The organism is Nocardioides nematodiphilus (assembly GCF_020216525.1).
GTDB lineage: Bacteria > Actinomycetota > Actinomycetes > Propionibacteriales > Nocardioidaceae > Nocardioides > Nocardioides nematodiphilus.
The window spans coordinates 46,460-62,080 of the sequence record NZ_JAIWOY010000005.1; the positions used below are offsets into that span (position 1 = coordinate 46,460).

General features: G+C 72.2%; 13 protein-coding genes. 7 read left to right on the forward strand and 6 right to left on the reverse strand.

The annotated features are described in order from the left end of the window. The first annotated feature begins 2 nt into the window (after positions 1-2). The 4 genes from KSO98_RS10160 to KSO98_RS10175 all read left to right on the forward strand — a co-directional run bounded on the left by KSO98_RS10160 (position 3) and on the right by KSO98_RS10175 (position 4,271). Positions 3-848 (forward strand): alpha/beta fold hydrolase, encoded by an 846-nt coding sequence (locus tag KSO98_RS10160; protein WP_225285377.1) that lies wholly within the window; start codon positions 3-5, stop codon positions 846-848. 470 nt (positions 849-1,318) lie between these two features. Continuing rightward, positions 1,319-2,041 (forward strand): acyl-CoA dehydrogenase family protein, encoded by a 723-nt coding sequence (locus KSO98_RS19040; RefSeq protein ID WP_225285378.1) that lies wholly within the window; start codon positions 1,319-1,321, stop codon positions 2,039-2,041. Between the two features lie 77 nt (positions 2,042-2,118). Beyond that, positions 2,119-3,309, forward strand: a complete 1,191-nt coding sequence (locus KSO98_RS19045; protein WP_225285380.1) for a flavin reductase — start codon at positions 2,119-2,121, stop codon at positions 3,307-3,309. An 86-nt stretch (positions 3,310-3,395) separates the two neighbouring features. Next, complete coding sequence (locus tag KSO98_RS10175) at positions 3,396-4,271, forward strand: VOC family protein (RefSeq protein ID WP_225285381.1); 876 nt, start codon at positions 3,396-3,398, stop codon at positions 4,269-4,271. Positions 4,272-4,344: 73 nt separating this feature from the next. On the opposite strand, the gene KSO98_RS10180 is transcribed toward KSO98_RS10175, so the two are convergent. From KSO98_RS10180 to KSO98_RS10200, 5 genes are read right to left on the reverse strand one after another with little or no spacing between them, the layout of a single operon-like run. Further along, positions 4,345-5,124, reverse strand: coding sequence for an enoyl-CoA hydratase/isomerase family protein (locus tag KSO98_RS10180; protein WP_225285384.1), 780 nt, complete (start codon positions 5,122-5,124; stop codon positions 4,345-4,347). A gap of 20 nt (positions 5,125-5,144) precedes the next feature. Continuing rightward, on the reverse strand, positions 5,145-6,602 hold the full coding sequence (locus KSO98_RS10185; RefSeq protein ID WP_225285385.1) for an aldehyde dehydrogenase family protein: 1,458 nt from the start codon (positions 6,600-6,602) through the stop codon (positions 5,145-5,147). Then, complete coding sequence (locus tag KSO98_RS10190; protein WP_225285387.1) at positions 6,602-7,783, reverse strand: hydroxymethylglutaryl-CoA lyase-like TIM-barrel protein; 1,182 nt, start codon at positions 7,781-7,783, stop codon at positions 6,602-6,604. Before KSO98_RS10190 ends, KSO98_RS10185 begins: the two co-directional genes overlap by 1 nt. Further along, on the reverse strand, positions 7,780-9,201 hold the full coding sequence (locus KSO98_RS10195) for an MmgE/PrpD family protein (RefSeq protein ID WP_225285388.1): 1,422 nt from the start codon (positions 9,199-9,201) through the stop codon (positions 7,780-7,782). Before KSO98_RS10195 ends, KSO98_RS10190 begins: the two co-directional genes overlap by 4 nt. Position 9,202: 1 nt before the next feature. After that, positions 9,203-10,789 carry a thiamine pyrophosphate-dependent enzyme gene (locus KSO98_RS10200; RefSeq protein WP_225285390.1) on the reverse strand — a complete coding sequence of 529 codons (1,587 nt, stop codon included), beginning with the start codon at positions 10,787-10,789 and terminating at the stop codon, positions 9,203-9,205. A 172-nt stretch (positions 10,790-10,961) separates the two neighbouring features. Here KSO98_RS10200 and KSO98_RS10205 point away from each other — a divergent pair, with 172 nt between their 5' ends. The 3 genes from KSO98_RS10205 to KSO98_RS10215 are packed head-to-tail and all read left to right on the forward strand — an operon-like array spanning position 10,962 to position 14,109. Then, the gene (locus KSO98_RS10205; RefSeq protein ID WP_225285392.1) at positions 10,962-11,912 is read left to right on the forward strand and encodes a fumarylacetoacetate hydrolase family protein; all 951 of its coding nucleotides are present in this window, start codon (positions 10,962-10,964) and stop codon (positions 11,910-11,912) included. Then, a complete protein-coding gene (locus KSO98_RS10210; protein WP_225285394.1) occupies positions 11,909-12,913 on the forward strand; it encodes a cupin domain-containing protein in 1,005 nt (334 codons plus the stop codon). Before KSO98_RS10205 ends, KSO98_RS10210 begins: the two co-directional genes overlap by 4 nt. 11 nt (positions 12,914-12,924) lie before the next feature. Further along, positions 12,925-14,109: an FAD-dependent monooxygenase gene (locus KSO98_RS10215; RefSeq protein WP_225285396.1), complete on the forward strand. Its 1,185-nt coding sequence runs from the start codon at positions 12,925-12,927 to the stop codon at positions 14,107-14,109. A gap of 74 nt (positions 14,110-14,183) precedes the next feature. Here KSO98_RS10215 and KSO98_RS10220 read toward each other — a convergent pair whose 3' ends face one another. Then, positions 14,184-15,593, reverse strand: a complete 1,410-nt coding sequence (locus KSO98_RS10220) for an MmgE/PrpD family protein (RefSeq protein WP_225285397.1) — start codon at positions 15,591-15,593, stop codon at positions 14,184-14,186. Positions 15,594-15,621: the final 28 nt, after the last annotated feature.

Sequence of the window (15,621 nt, forward strand, 5' to 3'; positions counted from 1 at the left end):
AGATGGTTTCAGAGCGCGAGTCCAGCCAGTTCGTCGAGACCGCCAGCGGGCGCATCCACCTGCACCAGGTCGGCGAGGGACACCCGGTGGTCATGCTGCACGGCAGCGGCCCGGGTGCCACCGGCTGGAGCAACTTCGGTCCCAACCTCGACGCTTTCGCCGAGCGGTTCCGGGTGATCGCGCCGGACATGCCCGGCTGGGGTGCCTCGGACCCCGTCTCCTACGAGGAGCGCGACCATGTCGCGGCCGCGATCCAACTCCTGGACGCGCTGGACATCGAACGGGCCGCCTTGGTCGGCAATTCGATGGGCGGCGCCACCGCGCTGAAGGTCGCCGGGCGCCACCCCGACCGCGTGAGCCACGTCGTCACGATGGGCTCGGGCGCACCCGGCCCGCGGATGTTCGTCGCTGGCGGCGGCCCCTCGGAGGGGCTCAAGGTGCTGCATCAGGGCTACCGCGAGCCCTCGCGGGAGAACATGCGGGCGCTGTGCCGGGTGATGGCGTTCGACCAGTCCTTCGCCAGCGACGAGCTCATCGAGCAGCGCTATCAGAGCTGCGCCGCCCACCCCGAGCACATCACCAACTTCGCGGCCGGGCTGGGGCGTCCCCGCCGCGGCGAGTCCACCCTCGAGGACATCGCCGCGATCAAGGCTCCGGCGCTGATCATCCACGGTCGTGACGACCGGGTCGTCCACTTCGAGGCGGCCCTACGGCTGGTCTCGACGATCGAGGACGCCCGCATGGTCCTGCTCAACCAATGCGGTCACTGGGCGCAGCTCGAGCACGCCGACGAGTTCAACCGGCTGGTGTGCGACTTCATCGAGTCGGCCTCCGCGGCCACCTTCTGAGAGCCGAGAGGAACAACTGATGAGCGCATTGCTCGAACGGGTTGAGCAGCTTGCCGACCTCCTCCTCGACCAGGCGGAGGAGGCCGATGCCCTCGGCCATCTGCCGGAGCGCACCCACCGCGCGCTGCGTGCGGCCGGGGTCGTCAAGGCGCTGCAGCCGAAGGAGTTCGGCGGCGCCGAGGGGCATCCGCGCGAGTTCTTCGAATCGGTCCTGGCGATCGGGAGCCGCTCCGCGTCCGCCGGCTGGGTCTCCTCGGTCGTGGGCGTGCACTCCTTCGAGATCGCCCAGGGTACGCGGCAGGTGCAGGAGGAGATCTGGGGCGCGGACCCCGACGTCTGGGTCGCCTCGCCGTACGCGCCGATCGGGCGGGCCGCGCGGACCGACGGCGGCTGGATCTTCAGCGGCCGCTGGCCGTTCTCCTCCGGGACCGACCTGTGTGACTGGGTGGTGCTCGGCGGGATGCTCACCGATGAGGACGGCGCGGTCCGCCCCGACGGGCTGCGGCACTTCATCCTGCCGCGCAGCGACTACACGATCGTGCCGGACTCCTGGAACGTCGTGGGCCTCAAGGGCAGCGGCAGCAAGGACGTCGTCATCGAGCGCGCCTTCGTGCCCGATCACCGGCTCATCGATCCGCGTGACCTCGAGTCCGGGGCCGCCGCGGAGCAGGCGGGGCGCGGTGGTGTCCCGCTGTACCGGATGCCGTTCCACACCATGTTCAGCGGCGCCATCACCGCCGGCACCCTCGCCGCCGCAGAGGGCGCTCTCGCCGCGTGGCTGGCCTACACCCAGGCCGCGGGTCTCGACCCGCGGCCTGGTCGCCGCGACGGACCCACGGCAGCTGAACGCGCTGGGGGCGGCCGCGGCCGACCTCGAGGCCAGTCGGCTCCAGTTCCTCACCGACATCGATCGGCTCTACGACGCCGCGGCGTCGGGCGCCCCGATCGGCATCGAGCTGCGCGCGGAGATCCGGCGCAACCAGGTCCGGGCCTCAGGTCGCGTGGGCGAAGCGGTCGACCGGCTGGTCGCCATCGCCGGCGGGTCCGCGATGCGGCTCGACAACCCCATCCAGCGGTTCTGGCGCGACCTCCACATCGCGCTCGGACACGGCGCCAACGTCGCCGAACAGATCTATCAGGCGACGGGCACCGTGGCCTTCGGCGGGCAGCTGCCCGCGAACGTACGGATGTGACCATCGGACCAGGTCCCCGCAGCACGACCGCTGGCGCGCCGGGCCCCGAAGCAGCACCGCAGAACAGGAGATCGACCATGGAGACCACGCACGGATTCGATTCGGCACTCTTCCGCGAGACGCTGGGCCACTTCCCGACCGGCGTCGTCGTCATCACCGCGATCGACGGCGACGGCGAGCCGGTGGGCATGGTGGTCGGCTCCTTCACCTCGGTGTCACTCGAGCCGCCCCTGGTCGCCTATCTGCCCACCCGCGCCTCCGGCAGCTACGCGCGACTGCGCACCAGCAGGCACTTCTGCGTCAACATCCTGGCCGCGGACCAGCAGGACCTGTGTGCTCGCTTCGCCTCGCGGACCGAGGACAAGTTCGCCGGCGTGGGCTGGCGCCCCAGCGGCCAGGGAGCCCCGATCCTGCCCGGCACGGTCGGATGGATCGAGTGCGAGGTCGCCGAGGAGCTCGACGGCGGCGACCACATGATCGTGGTGGGCCGCGTCCTCGACCTCGAGGTGCAGCGCCCGACCCTGCCGCTGCTGTTCTTCCAGGGCGGCTACGGCCGCTTCGCGCTGCCGTCGCCGGTGGCCAGCTCCGACCCCGAGCTGATCGAGGGCGCGCAGATGGCCGAGATCGTCCGCGGACCGCTCGAGGACCTGGCCCGCGACCTGGGTGCCGACTGCAGCGTCATGATCCGGGTCGGGGACGAGGCGGTCTTCGTCACGGCCACGAGCCGGGGCGACAGCGAACCGGGCAGCCTGGCGGTCGGGCACCGCATCCCGCTCATCCCACCGGTCGGCACGGTCTTCTGCGCTCAGGCGCCCGACTCGGAGGTGGAGCGCTGGCTCGACCGGGCCAAGGCGTCCGACGAGGACCGAGCCAGCTTCCGGGACAACCTGGCCGCCGTGCGGCGCAACGGCTACTCGCTCTCGCTGGTACCCGACGACCCGACGGACCGGGTCGCGCTGATGAGCGACTACTCGGGCGTCGACGTGATGCCGATCCACGAGCGGCGCATCCGGCAGATGATCGCCGAGAGCGCCTCCCTCTACGAGCCGGTGCTCGACCCCGACCAGACCTACGACCTGCACTCGGTGATCGTGCCGCTGGCCACCGGCGAAGCGCAGACCCGGCTCGCCATCCGGCTCTCACGGCTGCCGCGCGGCGCGGGCGTGGTGCGCATCGAGGGCTGGATCGTCGCGCTGAAGGCCGTGGCCGAGGCCGGCGCAGCCCGGCTCCGCGTCCGGGCCGAGACGGCCGCCGCCGATCGGCGCTAGCCGTTCTTCCGCTCCTCGCCACGAGCCGGTCGTCGCGCCGTGGCCGAGCGCAGCAGCACAGCAGACATCTAGATGAGGAGAGTGGAATGACAGCGAAGGTCAAGGCCCTCGGCTACGCAGTGGTCACGGCACCGGACCTGGACGAATGGGTCGCGTTCGGATCGGGCCTGCTCGGCCTGCAGGTGGCCCACCGCGACGAGGAGCGACTGCTGCTCCGGATGGACCACTACGCCTACCGCTTCGACGTGCGTCAGGCCAAGGAGAGCGGCGCCGTCGCGCTCGGGTGGGACGTCGGCGGCCCGGAGGCGCTCGCCGAGCTCACCGCGAGGCTGACCGCAGCCGGCTACCAGGTCGAGCAGGGCAGCCCTGAGCTCATCGCCGAGCGGATGGTGGTCGACCTCGTCCGGTTCCGGGACCCCGAGGACGTCATCGACCACGAGCTGTTCTGGGGGCTCAAGAGCACCATCGAGCGCTTCGTCTCCCCGATCGGCGCGACCTTCGTCGCCGGCGACCTGGGCATGGGCCACGCCTTCCAGGCGTTGCACCACGGCAACGACGCGTACAACACGCTGTTCCGGGAGCTGCTCGGCTTCCGGCTCAGCGACCACATCGAGATGCCGGGCGACCTCGGCACCTTCCTGCACTGCAACCCCCGCCACCACTCCTTCGCCTTCGCCAACGCGCCGCACCGCAAGGCGGGCATCGGGCACTTCATGTTCGAGATCGACGATCTCGACCTGCTGGGTCGGCAGTGGGACGCGGTCCAGGAGGCGGGCGTGACGATCCTGTCCACCCTGGGCAAGCACACCAACGACGAGATGATCTCGTTCTACGTCCGCAGCCCCTCCGGCTTCGGCATCGAGTTCGGCGTCGGCGGCATCCTGATCGACGACGAGACGTGGCTCCCGGTGCGCTACGACTCCGCGCACTACTGGGGCCACAAGCGCCCCGAGGGCGTCTGAGTAGCACAGACACCGAAGGGCCGGCGTACGCAGCACGCCGCCCCTTCGGTGTCGTTCAGTACATCGTGCCGGGTCAGCGACCCTTCCACTCGGGCGCACGCTTCTCCAGGAACGCGCGGGTGCCCTCGACCTGATCCTCGGAGAGGTAGACGTCCGGGCCGATGTCGAGGCGGATGGCAGCGTGCGGATCCATGCCGGCGGTCCGCCGGAAGGTCAGCTTGAGCCGCTCGAGCGAGAGCGGGGCGGAGTCGGTCAGCACGGCGAGGAACTCCTCGGCACCCGCCACCAGTCCGTCAGCGGGCAGCACGCGGTTGACCAGGCCCCATCGCGACGCCTCCTCGAGCGACACCCGGCGACCGGTGTAGAGCCACTCCATCGCGATCGCGCTCGGCACCAGCTGCGGTAGCGCCACCGAGGCGTAGTGGGCACCCCGCCCGCGCTTGGCCTCCGGCACCGCGAAGAACGCGCCCTCGGCCGCGATCCGCAGGTCGCAGGAGAGCACCAGTTCGAAGCCGCCGGCCACCGCGGCCCCGTTGACCACGGCGATGGTCGGCTTGCGGGTGTCGATCATGACCTCGAAGAGGCTGCGCCGGTTGTTGTGCAGGGGACCGTAGAACGGCTTGCCCGCATCGGCCAGCCTCTTCGCATCGCCCAGGTCGGCACCCGAGCAGAACGTCGTCCCGGCGCCGGTGATCGCAACCACGTAGACCGACGGGTCGTGGTCGGCCTCGATGAGCGCGTCGATCAGCGCGTCGTTGAGGTCGCGGTTGAGGGCATTGCGCACGTCGGGTCGGTTGAGGGTGAGCCAGCGGGTGCGGCCACGGTCCTCGATCAGCAGGATCTCGTCAGTCATCGCAGGGGTCCTTTCGGGGGTTACCAGCTGTACGCGGGCGGCGCCTGGCGCATGGTGACCCACTGCACCTCGGTGAACGCCTCCAGGTTGGACTGGTGGCCGCCGTGCCGTGCGCCGTTGCCGGAGTCTCCGACACCGCCGAACGGTGCGACCGGCTCGTCGTTGATGGTCTGGTCGTTGATGTGGACCAGACCGGCGGGGATCCGCTCGGCCAGGTCGAGCCCAGCGAGCACGTCGCGGGTGAAGATCGACAGCGCCAGTCCGTACTCCGAGTCGGCCGCCAGGTCGGCAGCCTCCTCGAGGGTCGCGAACGGCACCACGGAGGCGACCGGCCCGAAGACCTCGCCGGCGTACGCAGGGGCGTCGAGCGGCGGTCGGCCGAGCACGGTGGGCCGATAGAACAGCCCCTCGTACGTGCCGCCGCTGAGCAGCTCCGCGCCGGCATCGACCGAGGCGGTGACCAGCCCATGGATGTGGTCGCGCTGCCGCTCGTCGATGATCGGGCCGATCTCGGCGTCGGTGCGGACCGGGTCGCCGACCCGCAGCGCCGCCGCCTCCTCGGCCAGCGCGCTCACGTAGTCGTCATAGACCGACTCGTGCACCAGGTGCCGGCCGGCGGCCATGCAGATCTGTCCGGCGTGGCGGAACGACGCCCACGCCCCCGCGCGCGCGGCTGCGGAGATGTCGGCGTCCGGGAGCACGATCAGCGCGGAGTTGCCACCGAGCTCGAGGTGGGTGCGCTTGAGGCGCTCGGCCGCGGCGCGGGCGATCGCCTTGCCGCCGCCGGTGGAGCCGGTGAAGGCGATCACCGGGACGTGCGGGTGCGCCACGAGCGCCGCACCGACCTCGGCATCGCCGGGCAGCACGTGCAGCAGCCCCTCCGGCAGGCCAGCCTCGCGGAAGACCTCCGCGAAGACCGCGCCGCCGCAGACCGCGGTGCGCGGATCGGGCTTGATCACGACCGCGTTGCCGAGTGCCAGCGCCGGGGCGATGGCGCGGATCGCGAGGAGGATGGGGGAGTTGAACGGCGCGATCACGCCGACCACCCCGACCGGCACGTGCCGGGCGAAGGAGAGCCGTTGGGCGCGTGACCGGAGCAGGTCGCCGGCCGGCATCGCTGCCAGCGCGGCGGCCTCGAAGCACTCCTCGGCGGCGATGTGCGCCTGCGGCGCGGCCACCCCGCGGGCGGCCCCGGCCTCGCGACCGAACACCTCCGCGATCTCCTCGGCGTGGGCCACGAAGGCGGCCGCGGCACGGCGCAGCACCGCCGCGCGTACGTCATAGGTCGCCGCGGCCCACGCGCGCTGCGGGACCCGGGCGGCTTCGACCGAGGAGGCGACATCGGCGGGCGACGCGACGCCGTACTCGCCGATCTTCTCGCCGGTGGCGGGCTCGCGCGACGTCGCGCTGGACGACGCGGGCACCCAGTGGCCGGTGAAGAGCGAGCGCTCCCAGTCGGCGGGGTCGAGGAACGACATCACTTCTCCTCAGTGACGGCAGCGGGCACGGCGAGGGGCACGGGGAGGCCGGCCTCCACCGCGTCGCGGGCGGGGGAGCGGATCGGCTCCTTGTACGGCGACGGTGCACCGGCGTAGACCGACGAGCCGAGCCGGAAGTGCTGGGCCTGCTCGATCGACTCCACGAAAGGCATGTCCATGGGGTAGAGCTCGGCGCCGCGGGGTCGCGGACCGGCCTTGGCGACCTTGCCGTACAGCTCGTGGCCGACGACCTCCTCGGCGAGCCAGGCCGCCTCGATCAGCTTGTCGAGGTCGATCCCGGTGGCGACGCCCTCCTCGTGGAGCAGGTCGACCAGGTCCTCGGTGGGGATCATCCGGGTGGCGCGGCCGTTGCCGCAGTAGGGGCAGCCCCCCATGCCGCCGATCGCGGTGTCGACCCCGAGCACGTGCTCGGCCGAGAGCGCGCGCAGCGCCTGGTAGAAGGAGAGCAGCGCGGTGCCGCGGGCGTCGTGCAGGTGCAGGTGGTAGCGCTCGACCTCAGGCCAGCGGTCACGGAACGCGGCGATGGTCTCCTCCAACGCGCGCGGGGTGTTCCACGACATCGGATCGCCGAGCCAGAACGTCGAGACCCGGATGCCGGCGGCGGTCCAGGCGTCGTACTGGTGGGCGGCGTAGGCCATCCGCTGCTCGAGGGTGAACGGGCCGAGCCAGTTGGAGCCCCACGCGGCGTTGATCGCGACCGTCGCCTCGTGCACATCGCGCTCGACCGCGGCCGCGATGATGCGCGGCAGAGCGGCGATCTCGTCGGCCTGGCTCTTGTTCGTGTTGCGCCGCACGAAGACGTCGCACAGGTGGATCGTCGACCGTGGCACGTCCGGCAGGGCGGTCAGTGGGCCGTACGGCTCGGTCAGCTCGGCACGGCGCTCGGCGCCGCGCGCATTGAGCGCGAGCGCCGTGTACGTGGTGCCCTCGCGTGGGGTGAAGCCGGCGATGACCTCCTCCACCTGGGCCATCTGCGGCACCCACGTCGGGGAGACGAAGGAGCCGACGATCAGCCGCGGCACGCCGGCCGCGGAGAGGGCGTCGAGGAGGCGGACCTTGTCCTGTGGGTCGATCGAGGCGTCCTCGATCTGCATCCCCTCGCGCAGGCTCTCGTCGGTGATCTCGACCCGCGGCAGTCCGTGGTCCTCGCGACGGCTCATGCGTCCTCCTCGGTCAGGTGCAACGACAGTACGGCGTCCAGTGCGGTCGCGGCCGGTGCGGCGGCGGCGGCGCGGATCCGGGCCGGGAGCCCTGCGGCGTCGGTCTCGCTGACGCCGACCGCGGTCAGGCAGCGGACTAGCTTGTCGTCGATGGCGGCAGCGTCGGGGCGGTCCGCGGGCTCGTCGAGCGTGACGGTCCGCGCGAGCGTACGACCGTCCGCCAGGACCAGCTCGACCCGGGCGAAGCGGCGACCGCCCAGATCGGGTCCGATGCTCGGGGAGTCGGCGGCGACGGTCTCGACGAGCGCCATCAGGCCGGCGTTGGCGGCGATCGCCTCCATGGTGAAGTCGCCCGGACCGACACCGCCGGTGCGCAGGACCTGCGCCACGTTGAAGGCCATCGAGAACGTCGCCTCGTCGCCGGTGACGGGCAGCGCGGCGCGCAGGGGGCGCAGGGTCGCGGGGTGCGCCTCGACCCGGATGCTGCGGATCGCGGTCAGGTCGGCGACCTCGGGACGCAGCCGGGCGGTCGCGGCCAGGGCCCGGTGGGTGCCGAAGCAGGCGGCGAACTGCTTGACCGCGCAGTCCTCGCCCCACGCGTCGAGCCAGTGCGCGATCCGCTCGCCCAGGTCGACCCCGACGACACCGGTGGGGGCGCCGTGGCGGGCGAGGAAGCCGCGGGGGTCGTCGAGCTCGCCGGGGTTGGCGGTGAAGCCGGCCTGCGCCAGCCCGACCGCCTGGACGGCGTCGCTGGCGGCGCGCCCGGCATGGAACGGCTTGGTCATGGTGCCGAAGTTGGCCAGGCTCCCGGCCGCCGTCGAGGCGGCGATGCCGAGCGCGGTGCGGGCCTGGCCGGCGCTGAGTCCGGCGACGCCCGCACCGGCGGCGGTCGCGGCCAGCACCCCGAGCGTCGAGGTCGCGTGCCAGCCGCGGTCGTAGTGGGCGGAGATCGGCAGCACGTCGGCGAGAGCGCGGATGAGCACGTGTCCGGCCTCGACCGCTGCGAGCAGCCGCGCGGTCGGCGTCTGCGGCGTGGCCAGCGCCAGCACGGTCGGCCACAGCACCGCGCTGGGGTGGATCGGCATGGTCAGCCCGGCGTCGTCGTAGTCGAGCGCGTGCGCGGCGGTGCCGTTGCGCAGCGCGGCCCTGCTCGGCGCGAGCCGCTCGCCGGTGCCCCAGACCGGGGTGTCGCCGAGTGAGGCTTCCTGCCAGCGGCGCAGCGTTCGCACGGTCTCGGTGCGCTGGCCCGCGATCGTCACCGCGATCGTGTCGACGAGGGTGTCGACCACCGCAGCGCCCGCCCTCGGAAGGGTGTGCCCGAGGGCGAGCGCGACCAACGCCTCGCCGGCGCCGTCGACGGCAGGGGCGGCGTCGACGGCGGGGTCGGGGCGATGGGCGGTCGGGACGGTCGGCGTCATGTCAGGACGCCACCGCCACGTCGAGGAGGAGCGGCTCGCGCCGATCGGCCAGGGTGGGCACGACCTCATCGAGGACCGCGACGAGCTCGTCGTACGTCGTGACGCGGCGGCTCGGGCAGCCGAAGCCGGCCGCGATCGTGGAGACGCTGATCTCGCCGAAGCCCGGCCAGGGCGCCTCGCCGCCGGCGTTGACGGCCAGCCGGTCCATCACCGCGTAGCCGCCGTTGGACATGATCACGTAGAGCGCGCCGACGCCGTAGTGCGCGGCGCTCCACACGGTCTGGATGTTGTAGAGCGAGGCGCCGTCGCCGACGACTGCGACGACCGGTCGCTCGGGGGCACCCATCTTGAGCCCGGTCGCGGCGGCCAGCGCGAAGCCGAGCCCGCCCTGCGCTGGGGTGAGGAAGCCGAGCGGCCGGCGGGCCGGGACGGTGTCCATCAGCAGCCGGCGGGTCGACGGGCTCTCCTCGATCAGCGTGGAGACCTCCGGCAGGCGGGCGTACAGCTCGCTGAAGACATGTGCGGGCGTGAGCTGCTGGTCGTCGGCGAGCGGCGCGGGAGCTGCGGGACGGGTGATCGCGCCGGTTGCGCTGTCCGTACGGGCGGCGGTGGTCTCGGCGAGCGCGGTGACGGTCGCCCGGACCGGGCCGACGACGGCCAGGGCGGCGGCGGAATAGGCCGCCTCGTCGGGGTCGTCGGTGAGGACGGCGACCGTGGTCCCGGGCTCGGCGAAGCGTCCGGGCGACCAGAGGTACTGGCGGAAGGCGGGGGCGCCGATCACGAGGACGGTGTCGTACGGCGAGAGTGCCTTGCGCAGCGCGCCGCGCTCCGCGGGAAGATGGCCGGCCCACGGGCGCGAGGTCTGGTCGATGCTGGCGCGGGCTGCGTGCGCCTCCGCCCAGACGTCGCAGCCGAGGCGGGCAGCGAGCGCCGCGACCGCGGCCCAGGTCTCCGGCTGGTCGGTGCTCGAGCCGAGGACCAGGGCGGGCCTCTCGGCCCCGTCGAGGAGGGCGGTGAGGCGGGCGACCACGGCCGCGTCGGCGCCGCCGCTGATCAGCAGCTCGGCCGGGGCGGCCAGCTCGATGGTCTCGTCGGCGGTCTCGTCCCAGTCGCCCATCGGCACGATCACCACGGCGGGGCCGCGGTGGATGAGGGCGTCGTGGAAGGCGCGGGCGATGACGGCCGGCAGGTCCTGGGCGCGGGCGGGCTCGCGTACCGAGACGGGGTAGTCCCCGGCCAGGCCGTGCAGCCTGCCGGCGAGGAACGGCTCGGAGGCGAGGTGGCGACGATCCTGCTGGCCGACCAGGATCACCATCGGCGCGCGATTGGCGCGGGCGGTGGCGATCGCGCCGACGGCGTTGCCGTACCCGGCGGTGGTGTGGAGCAGCGCGAGCGCGGGCCGGCCGGTGGCGATCGCCTCGCCGGTCGCCATCCCGATGACGGCGCCCTCGTGGAGCGCGAGCACGAACTCCATCTCCGGCGTGAGGTCGGTCAGGAAGGCCACCTCGGTCGAACCCGGGTTGGCGAACATCCGCGTCACGCCGAGGTTCCGCAGCTCCTCGAAGACGGCGTCGCGCACGGTGCTCATGGGACTCCTCGCAGCAAGTCATGGGGCCCGCAGCTCGGGCCGACGATCCGATGTTCACCCGCCTCCGGCCGCCGCCGGTCTGCTCGTCGCACCCATCGGAAGATCGCTTCCGGCGTACTCCTGCGCTTCCTAGCGTCGTCAGCATCGGAAACCGTCTGTCCGGAGGAGCCCCATGAAGATCGCCCGTTTCGACGAGGGCCGCATCGGCGTCGTCATCGGCGACGAGGTCGTCGACGTCACTGATGTCGTCGGCATCGACACCGACGAGTGGCCGGTCGTCGGCCCGAACCGGCTGATCCGCGACTTCGCGTCCCACCGGGACGCCATCGAGGACGCCCTGCACAGCGCCCCCCGCCACCGCCTGGGCGAGGTCACGCTGCGCACGCCGGTCCCGTGGGCGAGCAAGGTGATCGCGTACCCGGTCAACTACCACGACCACGGCCGCGAGATGCAGGCCGGCTACCGCGCTGACATCCAGGGGTTCTTCCTCAAGCCGTCCTCGTCGCTCTCCGGCGCCGGTGAGCCGGTCGAGCTGCCGGTCGTCCCCGGCCGCGAGGTCCACCACGAGTCCGAGCTGGCCATCGTGATCGGCAAGCGCTGCCACAACATCACGCGTGAGGAGTGGGAGGAGTACGTGTTCGGCTACGCCTGCCTCCTCGACATGGTCGTCCGCGGCCGGGAGGAGCGCGTCTTCCGCAAGGCGTTCGACACGTTCTGCCCGGTCGGCCCCTGGATCACCACCGCCGACGAGGTCGGCGACCCGACCCAGCTCGACATGGCGCTCTGGGTCCGGCACGCCGACGGCACCGAGGAGCTGCGCCAGCACACCAACACCGGCAACCTCGTGCTCGACATCCCCGGCATGGTCCAGATGGCCGCTGCCGTGATGACCCTCGAGCCCGGCGACATCATCGCGACGGGCACCCCCGCAGGTGTCGGCCCGGTCGTCGACGGCGACACCATCCGGATCACGATCGAGCGCGTCGGCGAGATGTCGGTCTCCGTCGTGCAGGGCGCCTCCGGCCAGACGGAGGTCTTCGCGACCCCGTACACGACGGACATCGCCAAGCAGGAGCTCGTCCCTGCCGACCAGCAGGTCGCGATCGAGGAGGGTGCGAAGTGAGCGCCACGTCCCCGAACCTTCCCGACCTGTCGCAGGTCACCAGCCTCGATCAGCTCTACGGCGTCTTCGAAGAGCTCTCCATGGAGGGCGGGTGGCACCGTCCTGCCGGTCCGGCTCTGTGGCCCGAGCCGCGCAAGACGCTGCTGCCCCACGTGTGGCACTACGCCGAGATCAAGGGCGTCCTCGATGTGGCCGGCCGGCTCGTCGATCACACCCAGGCCGACCGCCGAAACGTCACGCTGACCAACCCCGCCGAGGGCAACGTGTATCCGACGGTGCGCACCATGGTAGCGGCGTACCAGATGATCAAGCCCGGCGAGAACGCGCTCGCCCACCACCACACCCCGGCCGCGCTCCGGATCATCCTCGAGGGCAGCGGCACGTGCACCGTGGTCGAGGGCGACCGGGTCGAGATGCGTCCCGGCGACGTGCTGCTGACACCGTCGTGGACCTGGCACGAGCACTCCGCCGCCGCGGACGCCGACGACTGCTACTGGGTCGACATCCTCGACGTCCCGCTGATCCACCTGCTCGAGCCGATGTTCTTCGAGAAGTACGAGGACGTGGTCGGGCACGACGGGCTCCAGCCGGACCCACGTGACCTCGACGCGTCGCCGATCGCGTACCGCTGGACCGACTCTCTGGCCCGTCTCGAGGCCCAGACCGAGGCGCCCGAGCACGGGATGGCGGAGCAGGAGATCGAGCTGACCACCGATGGCGGCCCGGCGATGCCGACGATCGCGCTGCACGTCCAGCAGTCCTCGGCCGGCTTCGCGTCGCCGACGATGCGGACCACCGCCAACTCGCTCTACACCGTCATCGAGGGCAGTGGCGAGGCCCTGGTCGACGGCGAGGTGCTGCGCTGGGAGCGCGGCGACATCATCGCCGTCCCGGCCTGGCGCCCGTACTCCTTCACCGTCCGCGAGGACGCCTACCTGGTCCGTGCCAGTGACGAGCCCGTGTACGGCGCGCTCGGACTGCTGCGCACCGAGAAGCTCTGAGGAGAAGTGTCATGAAGATTGTCATCGCAGGTGGCGGCATCGGCGGGATGAGTGCGGCGCTCGCCCTGCTGCGCGCCGGCCACCAGGTGCAGGTGCTGGAGCAGGCCAAAGCGCTCACCGAGGTCGGGGGCGGTATCCAGATCAGCCCCAACGGCTCGCGCGCGCTCGACCACCTCGGGGTCTTCGAGGAGCTCCAGCGCAGCTCGGTCACGGTGGAGCGCAAGGAGTTCCGGCTGTGGAACTCGGGCAAGGCGTGGCCGCTCTTCGACCTCGGGCCGGTCGCGGTGGAGAAGTACGGCTACCCGTACCTCACCGTCTACCGCCCCGACCTGCTGGCCGCTCTCGAGAACGGCGTACGCGCGCTCGCCCCGGATGCGATCTCGCTGTCGGCGCGCGTGGTCGGCATCGAGCAGGACGCGACCTCGGCCTCCGTGCTGCTCGCCGACGGCTCGACGGTGACCGGTGACGTCGTCATCGGCGCCGACGGCTGGCGCTCCGCGGTCCGTACGGCTCTGTGGGGCTCGCACTCGCCCGAGTTCTCCGGCATGGTCGCGTGGCGCGGCCTGGTGAACTGGGACGACCTGCCCGAGCACATGCAGCAGTGGGTCGGCTCGACCTGGATCGGCCCGGGCGGTCACGCCGTGTCGTACCCGCTGCACGGCGGGAAGATCATGAACTTCGTCGCCACCATCGAGGGCAAGACCTGGACCGCCGAGGGCGGCAGCGAGCCCGGCACGCACGAGGAGTGCACCGCCGACTTCGCCGGCTGGCACGAGGACGTCCAGACCCTCATCCGGCTCTCCCCGTCGCTGTCCAAGTGGGCACTGGTGCGCTGGGAGCCGATCGAGCGGTGGACGTCGGGCCGGATCTCGCTGCTCGGCGACGCGGCCCACGCGACCCTGCCGTTCCTGGCCCAGGGCGCGGTCCACTCGATCGAGGACGGCGTCGTGCTGGCCCGCTGCCTGACGGCGTTCGCCGACCCGGCCGAGGCGCTCAAGCGGTACGAGGCGGCCCGCCTCGAGCGGACCACCACCATGGTCCGCGGCGCCACCGCCAACACCGGCCGCTTCCACTCCCAGGAGCTCGCGACCGCCGAGGGCGCGGACGCGTACATGGCTCGGGAGTACTCCGAGGCGCCGATCGCCGAGCGCTACGACTGGCTCTACGCGTACGACGCGGTCAACGCGCCGATCTGATCGCTGCCCCGCCAGGTCGTCACTGTCACCGTGACACCCCGAGAGAGTCACGGTGACATGTTGGCGAAGCCGCCTCAGAGGCTGAGCAGACCCCGTACGTGCCCGCGCTGCGCGACCGAGAGGATCCGGTCGGCCAGCACGTCCGCGTCGGCACCCAGCGGGCGCGCGTTGAGGTCGTACTTGATCCGCACCTCGTCGGCCGTCAGCGGCCGGGCGGCGGTGCCGCGGTTGGCGAGCACCTCCTCGACCAGGGTGTGTCCATCAGTCGTCACGACGGTGACGATCGAGGGGAAGTGCATCGGGAAGATCGCCTCGCAGCGCGGGTCCGACTCGTGGGTCACCTTCGCGGCCAGCTCGAGGTTGATCGGGTCGGCCACCGCGGCATCGGTGAAGTCGTCGAGGTAGACCCCGAGCCCCGAGCCGCCGCGCAGCGCCAACGCGAACGTGAACGGCCCGCTGAACTGCGCGTGATAGCCCGACTCCGGGCGGATCTTCGCCTCGCGCGGGTTGGCGATCGTCCGCAGCGTCGCGGCGGCGGCGCCGATGGTCACCGACGCCACGTCCTCAGCACGCAGCCCCTTCGCCCGCAGCGCGAGGGCGGCGTCGATGCCGGTGTGGGTGAAGACGTTGGTGGGGTAGGGCTTCACGAAGCACGCGTCGATCTCCCATCGCTCGCCGAGCTCGCCCAGCAGCGCGGCCTCGTCGTAGGTGTCGCCGCAGTAGGCCTGGAAGAACCCGAACCTGCCCTCGAGCACGGTCGGCGGGCCGGTCAGCCCGGCGGCCGCGGACTGCGCGGCGACGATGCCCGAGTGCGCGGCCCAGCCGCAGTGCATCCGCTTGACCGAGCCGCCGGCCCGATTGGCCTCGAGTAGGCCCGCGCCCATCGAGCAGGCGATCGCCATCGCGTGCGCCGTCCGCTCGGTGGAGAGGCCGTACGCCACCGCGGCGGCTGCGGCCGCGCCGATCGCGCCGCAGATCGAGGTGGCGTGCAGACCGCGCTCGAAGAAGACCGAGTTGTTGATCGCCGGATCGAAGCCGGCGTTGCCGAGCCGGATCGCGATCTCATTGCCGACCGCGATCGCCGTCAGCAGGGTCGTCCCCGAGGCCCCCGCTTCCTCGGCTGCGGCCAGCGCCGCGGGCACGATCGAGGCGGAGGGATGCAGGATCGACGGTACGTGGGTGTCGTCGAAGTCGAGCGCGTGCGCCAGCGTCCCGTTGACCAGCGCGGCCGACGGCGCGGGCAGCCGCTCCGCGAGGCCGATCGCGCCGGCGAGAGGCGCCCCGCCCCACCGCGTGACGAGCGATCGTGCGACCTCCGCCGGGCCGGTACCGAGGGCGGCGACCGAGATCCCGACGACGTCGAGCAGACGCAGGGTCGAGTCGTGCAGCACCGCCGGGGGCGGGGCCGCGGCGACGGAGGTCGCGAACTCGGCGAGCCGCGCGACCGCGGTGCCTATCATCGGGGTGTCGGCGCCAGCGGCCACGGGTGCTCCTCCAAGGGGTTCGTCACAG

Excerpts from the sequence above, each read along its gene's own strand:
- KSO98_RS10160 (WP_225285377.1), top strand. The coding sequence starts at position 3 with ATGGTTTCAGAGCGCGAGTCCAGCCAGTTCGTCGAGACCGCCAGCGGG.
- KSO98_RS19040 (WP_225285378.1), top strand. The coding sequence starts at position 1,319 with ATGAGGACGGCGCGGTCCGCCCCGACGGGCTGCGGCACTTCATCCTGC.
- KSO98_RS19045 (WP_225285380.1), top strand. The coding sequence starts at position 2,119 with ATGGAGACCACGCACGGATTCGATTCGGCACTCTTCCGCGAGACGCTG.
- KSO98_RS10175 (WP_225285381.1), top strand. The coding sequence starts at position 3,396 with ATGACAGCGAAGGTCAAGGCCCTCGGCTACGCAGTGGTCACGGCACCG.
- KSO98_RS10180 (WP_225285384.1), bottom strand. The coding sequence starts at position 5,124 with ATGACTGACGAGATCCTGCTGATCGAGGACCGTGGCCGCACCCGCTGG.
- KSO98_RS10185 (WP_225285385.1), bottom strand. The coding sequence starts at position 6,602 with ATGTCGTTCCTCGACCCCGCCGACTGGGAGCGCTCGCTCTTCACCGGC.
- KSO98_RS10190 (WP_225285387.1), bottom strand. The coding sequence starts at position 7,783 with ATGAGCCGTCGCGAGGACCACGGACTGCCGCGGGTCGAGATCACCGAC.
- KSO98_RS10195 (WP_225285388.1), bottom strand. The coding sequence starts at position 9,201 with ATGACGCCGACCGTCCCGACCGCCCATCGCCCCGACCCCGCCGTCGAC.
- KSO98_RS10200 (WP_225285390.1), bottom strand. The coding sequence starts at position 10,789 with ATGAGCACCGTGCGCGACGCCGTCTTCGAGGAGCTGCGGAACCTCGGC.
- KSO98_RS10205 (WP_225285392.1), top strand. The coding sequence starts at position 10,962 with ATGAAGATCGCCCGTTTCGACGAGGGCCGCATCGGCGTCGTCATCGGC.
- KSO98_RS10215 (WP_225285396.1), top strand. The coding sequence starts at position 12,925 with ATGAAGATTGTCATCGCAGGTGGCGGCATCGGCGGGATGAGTGCGGCG.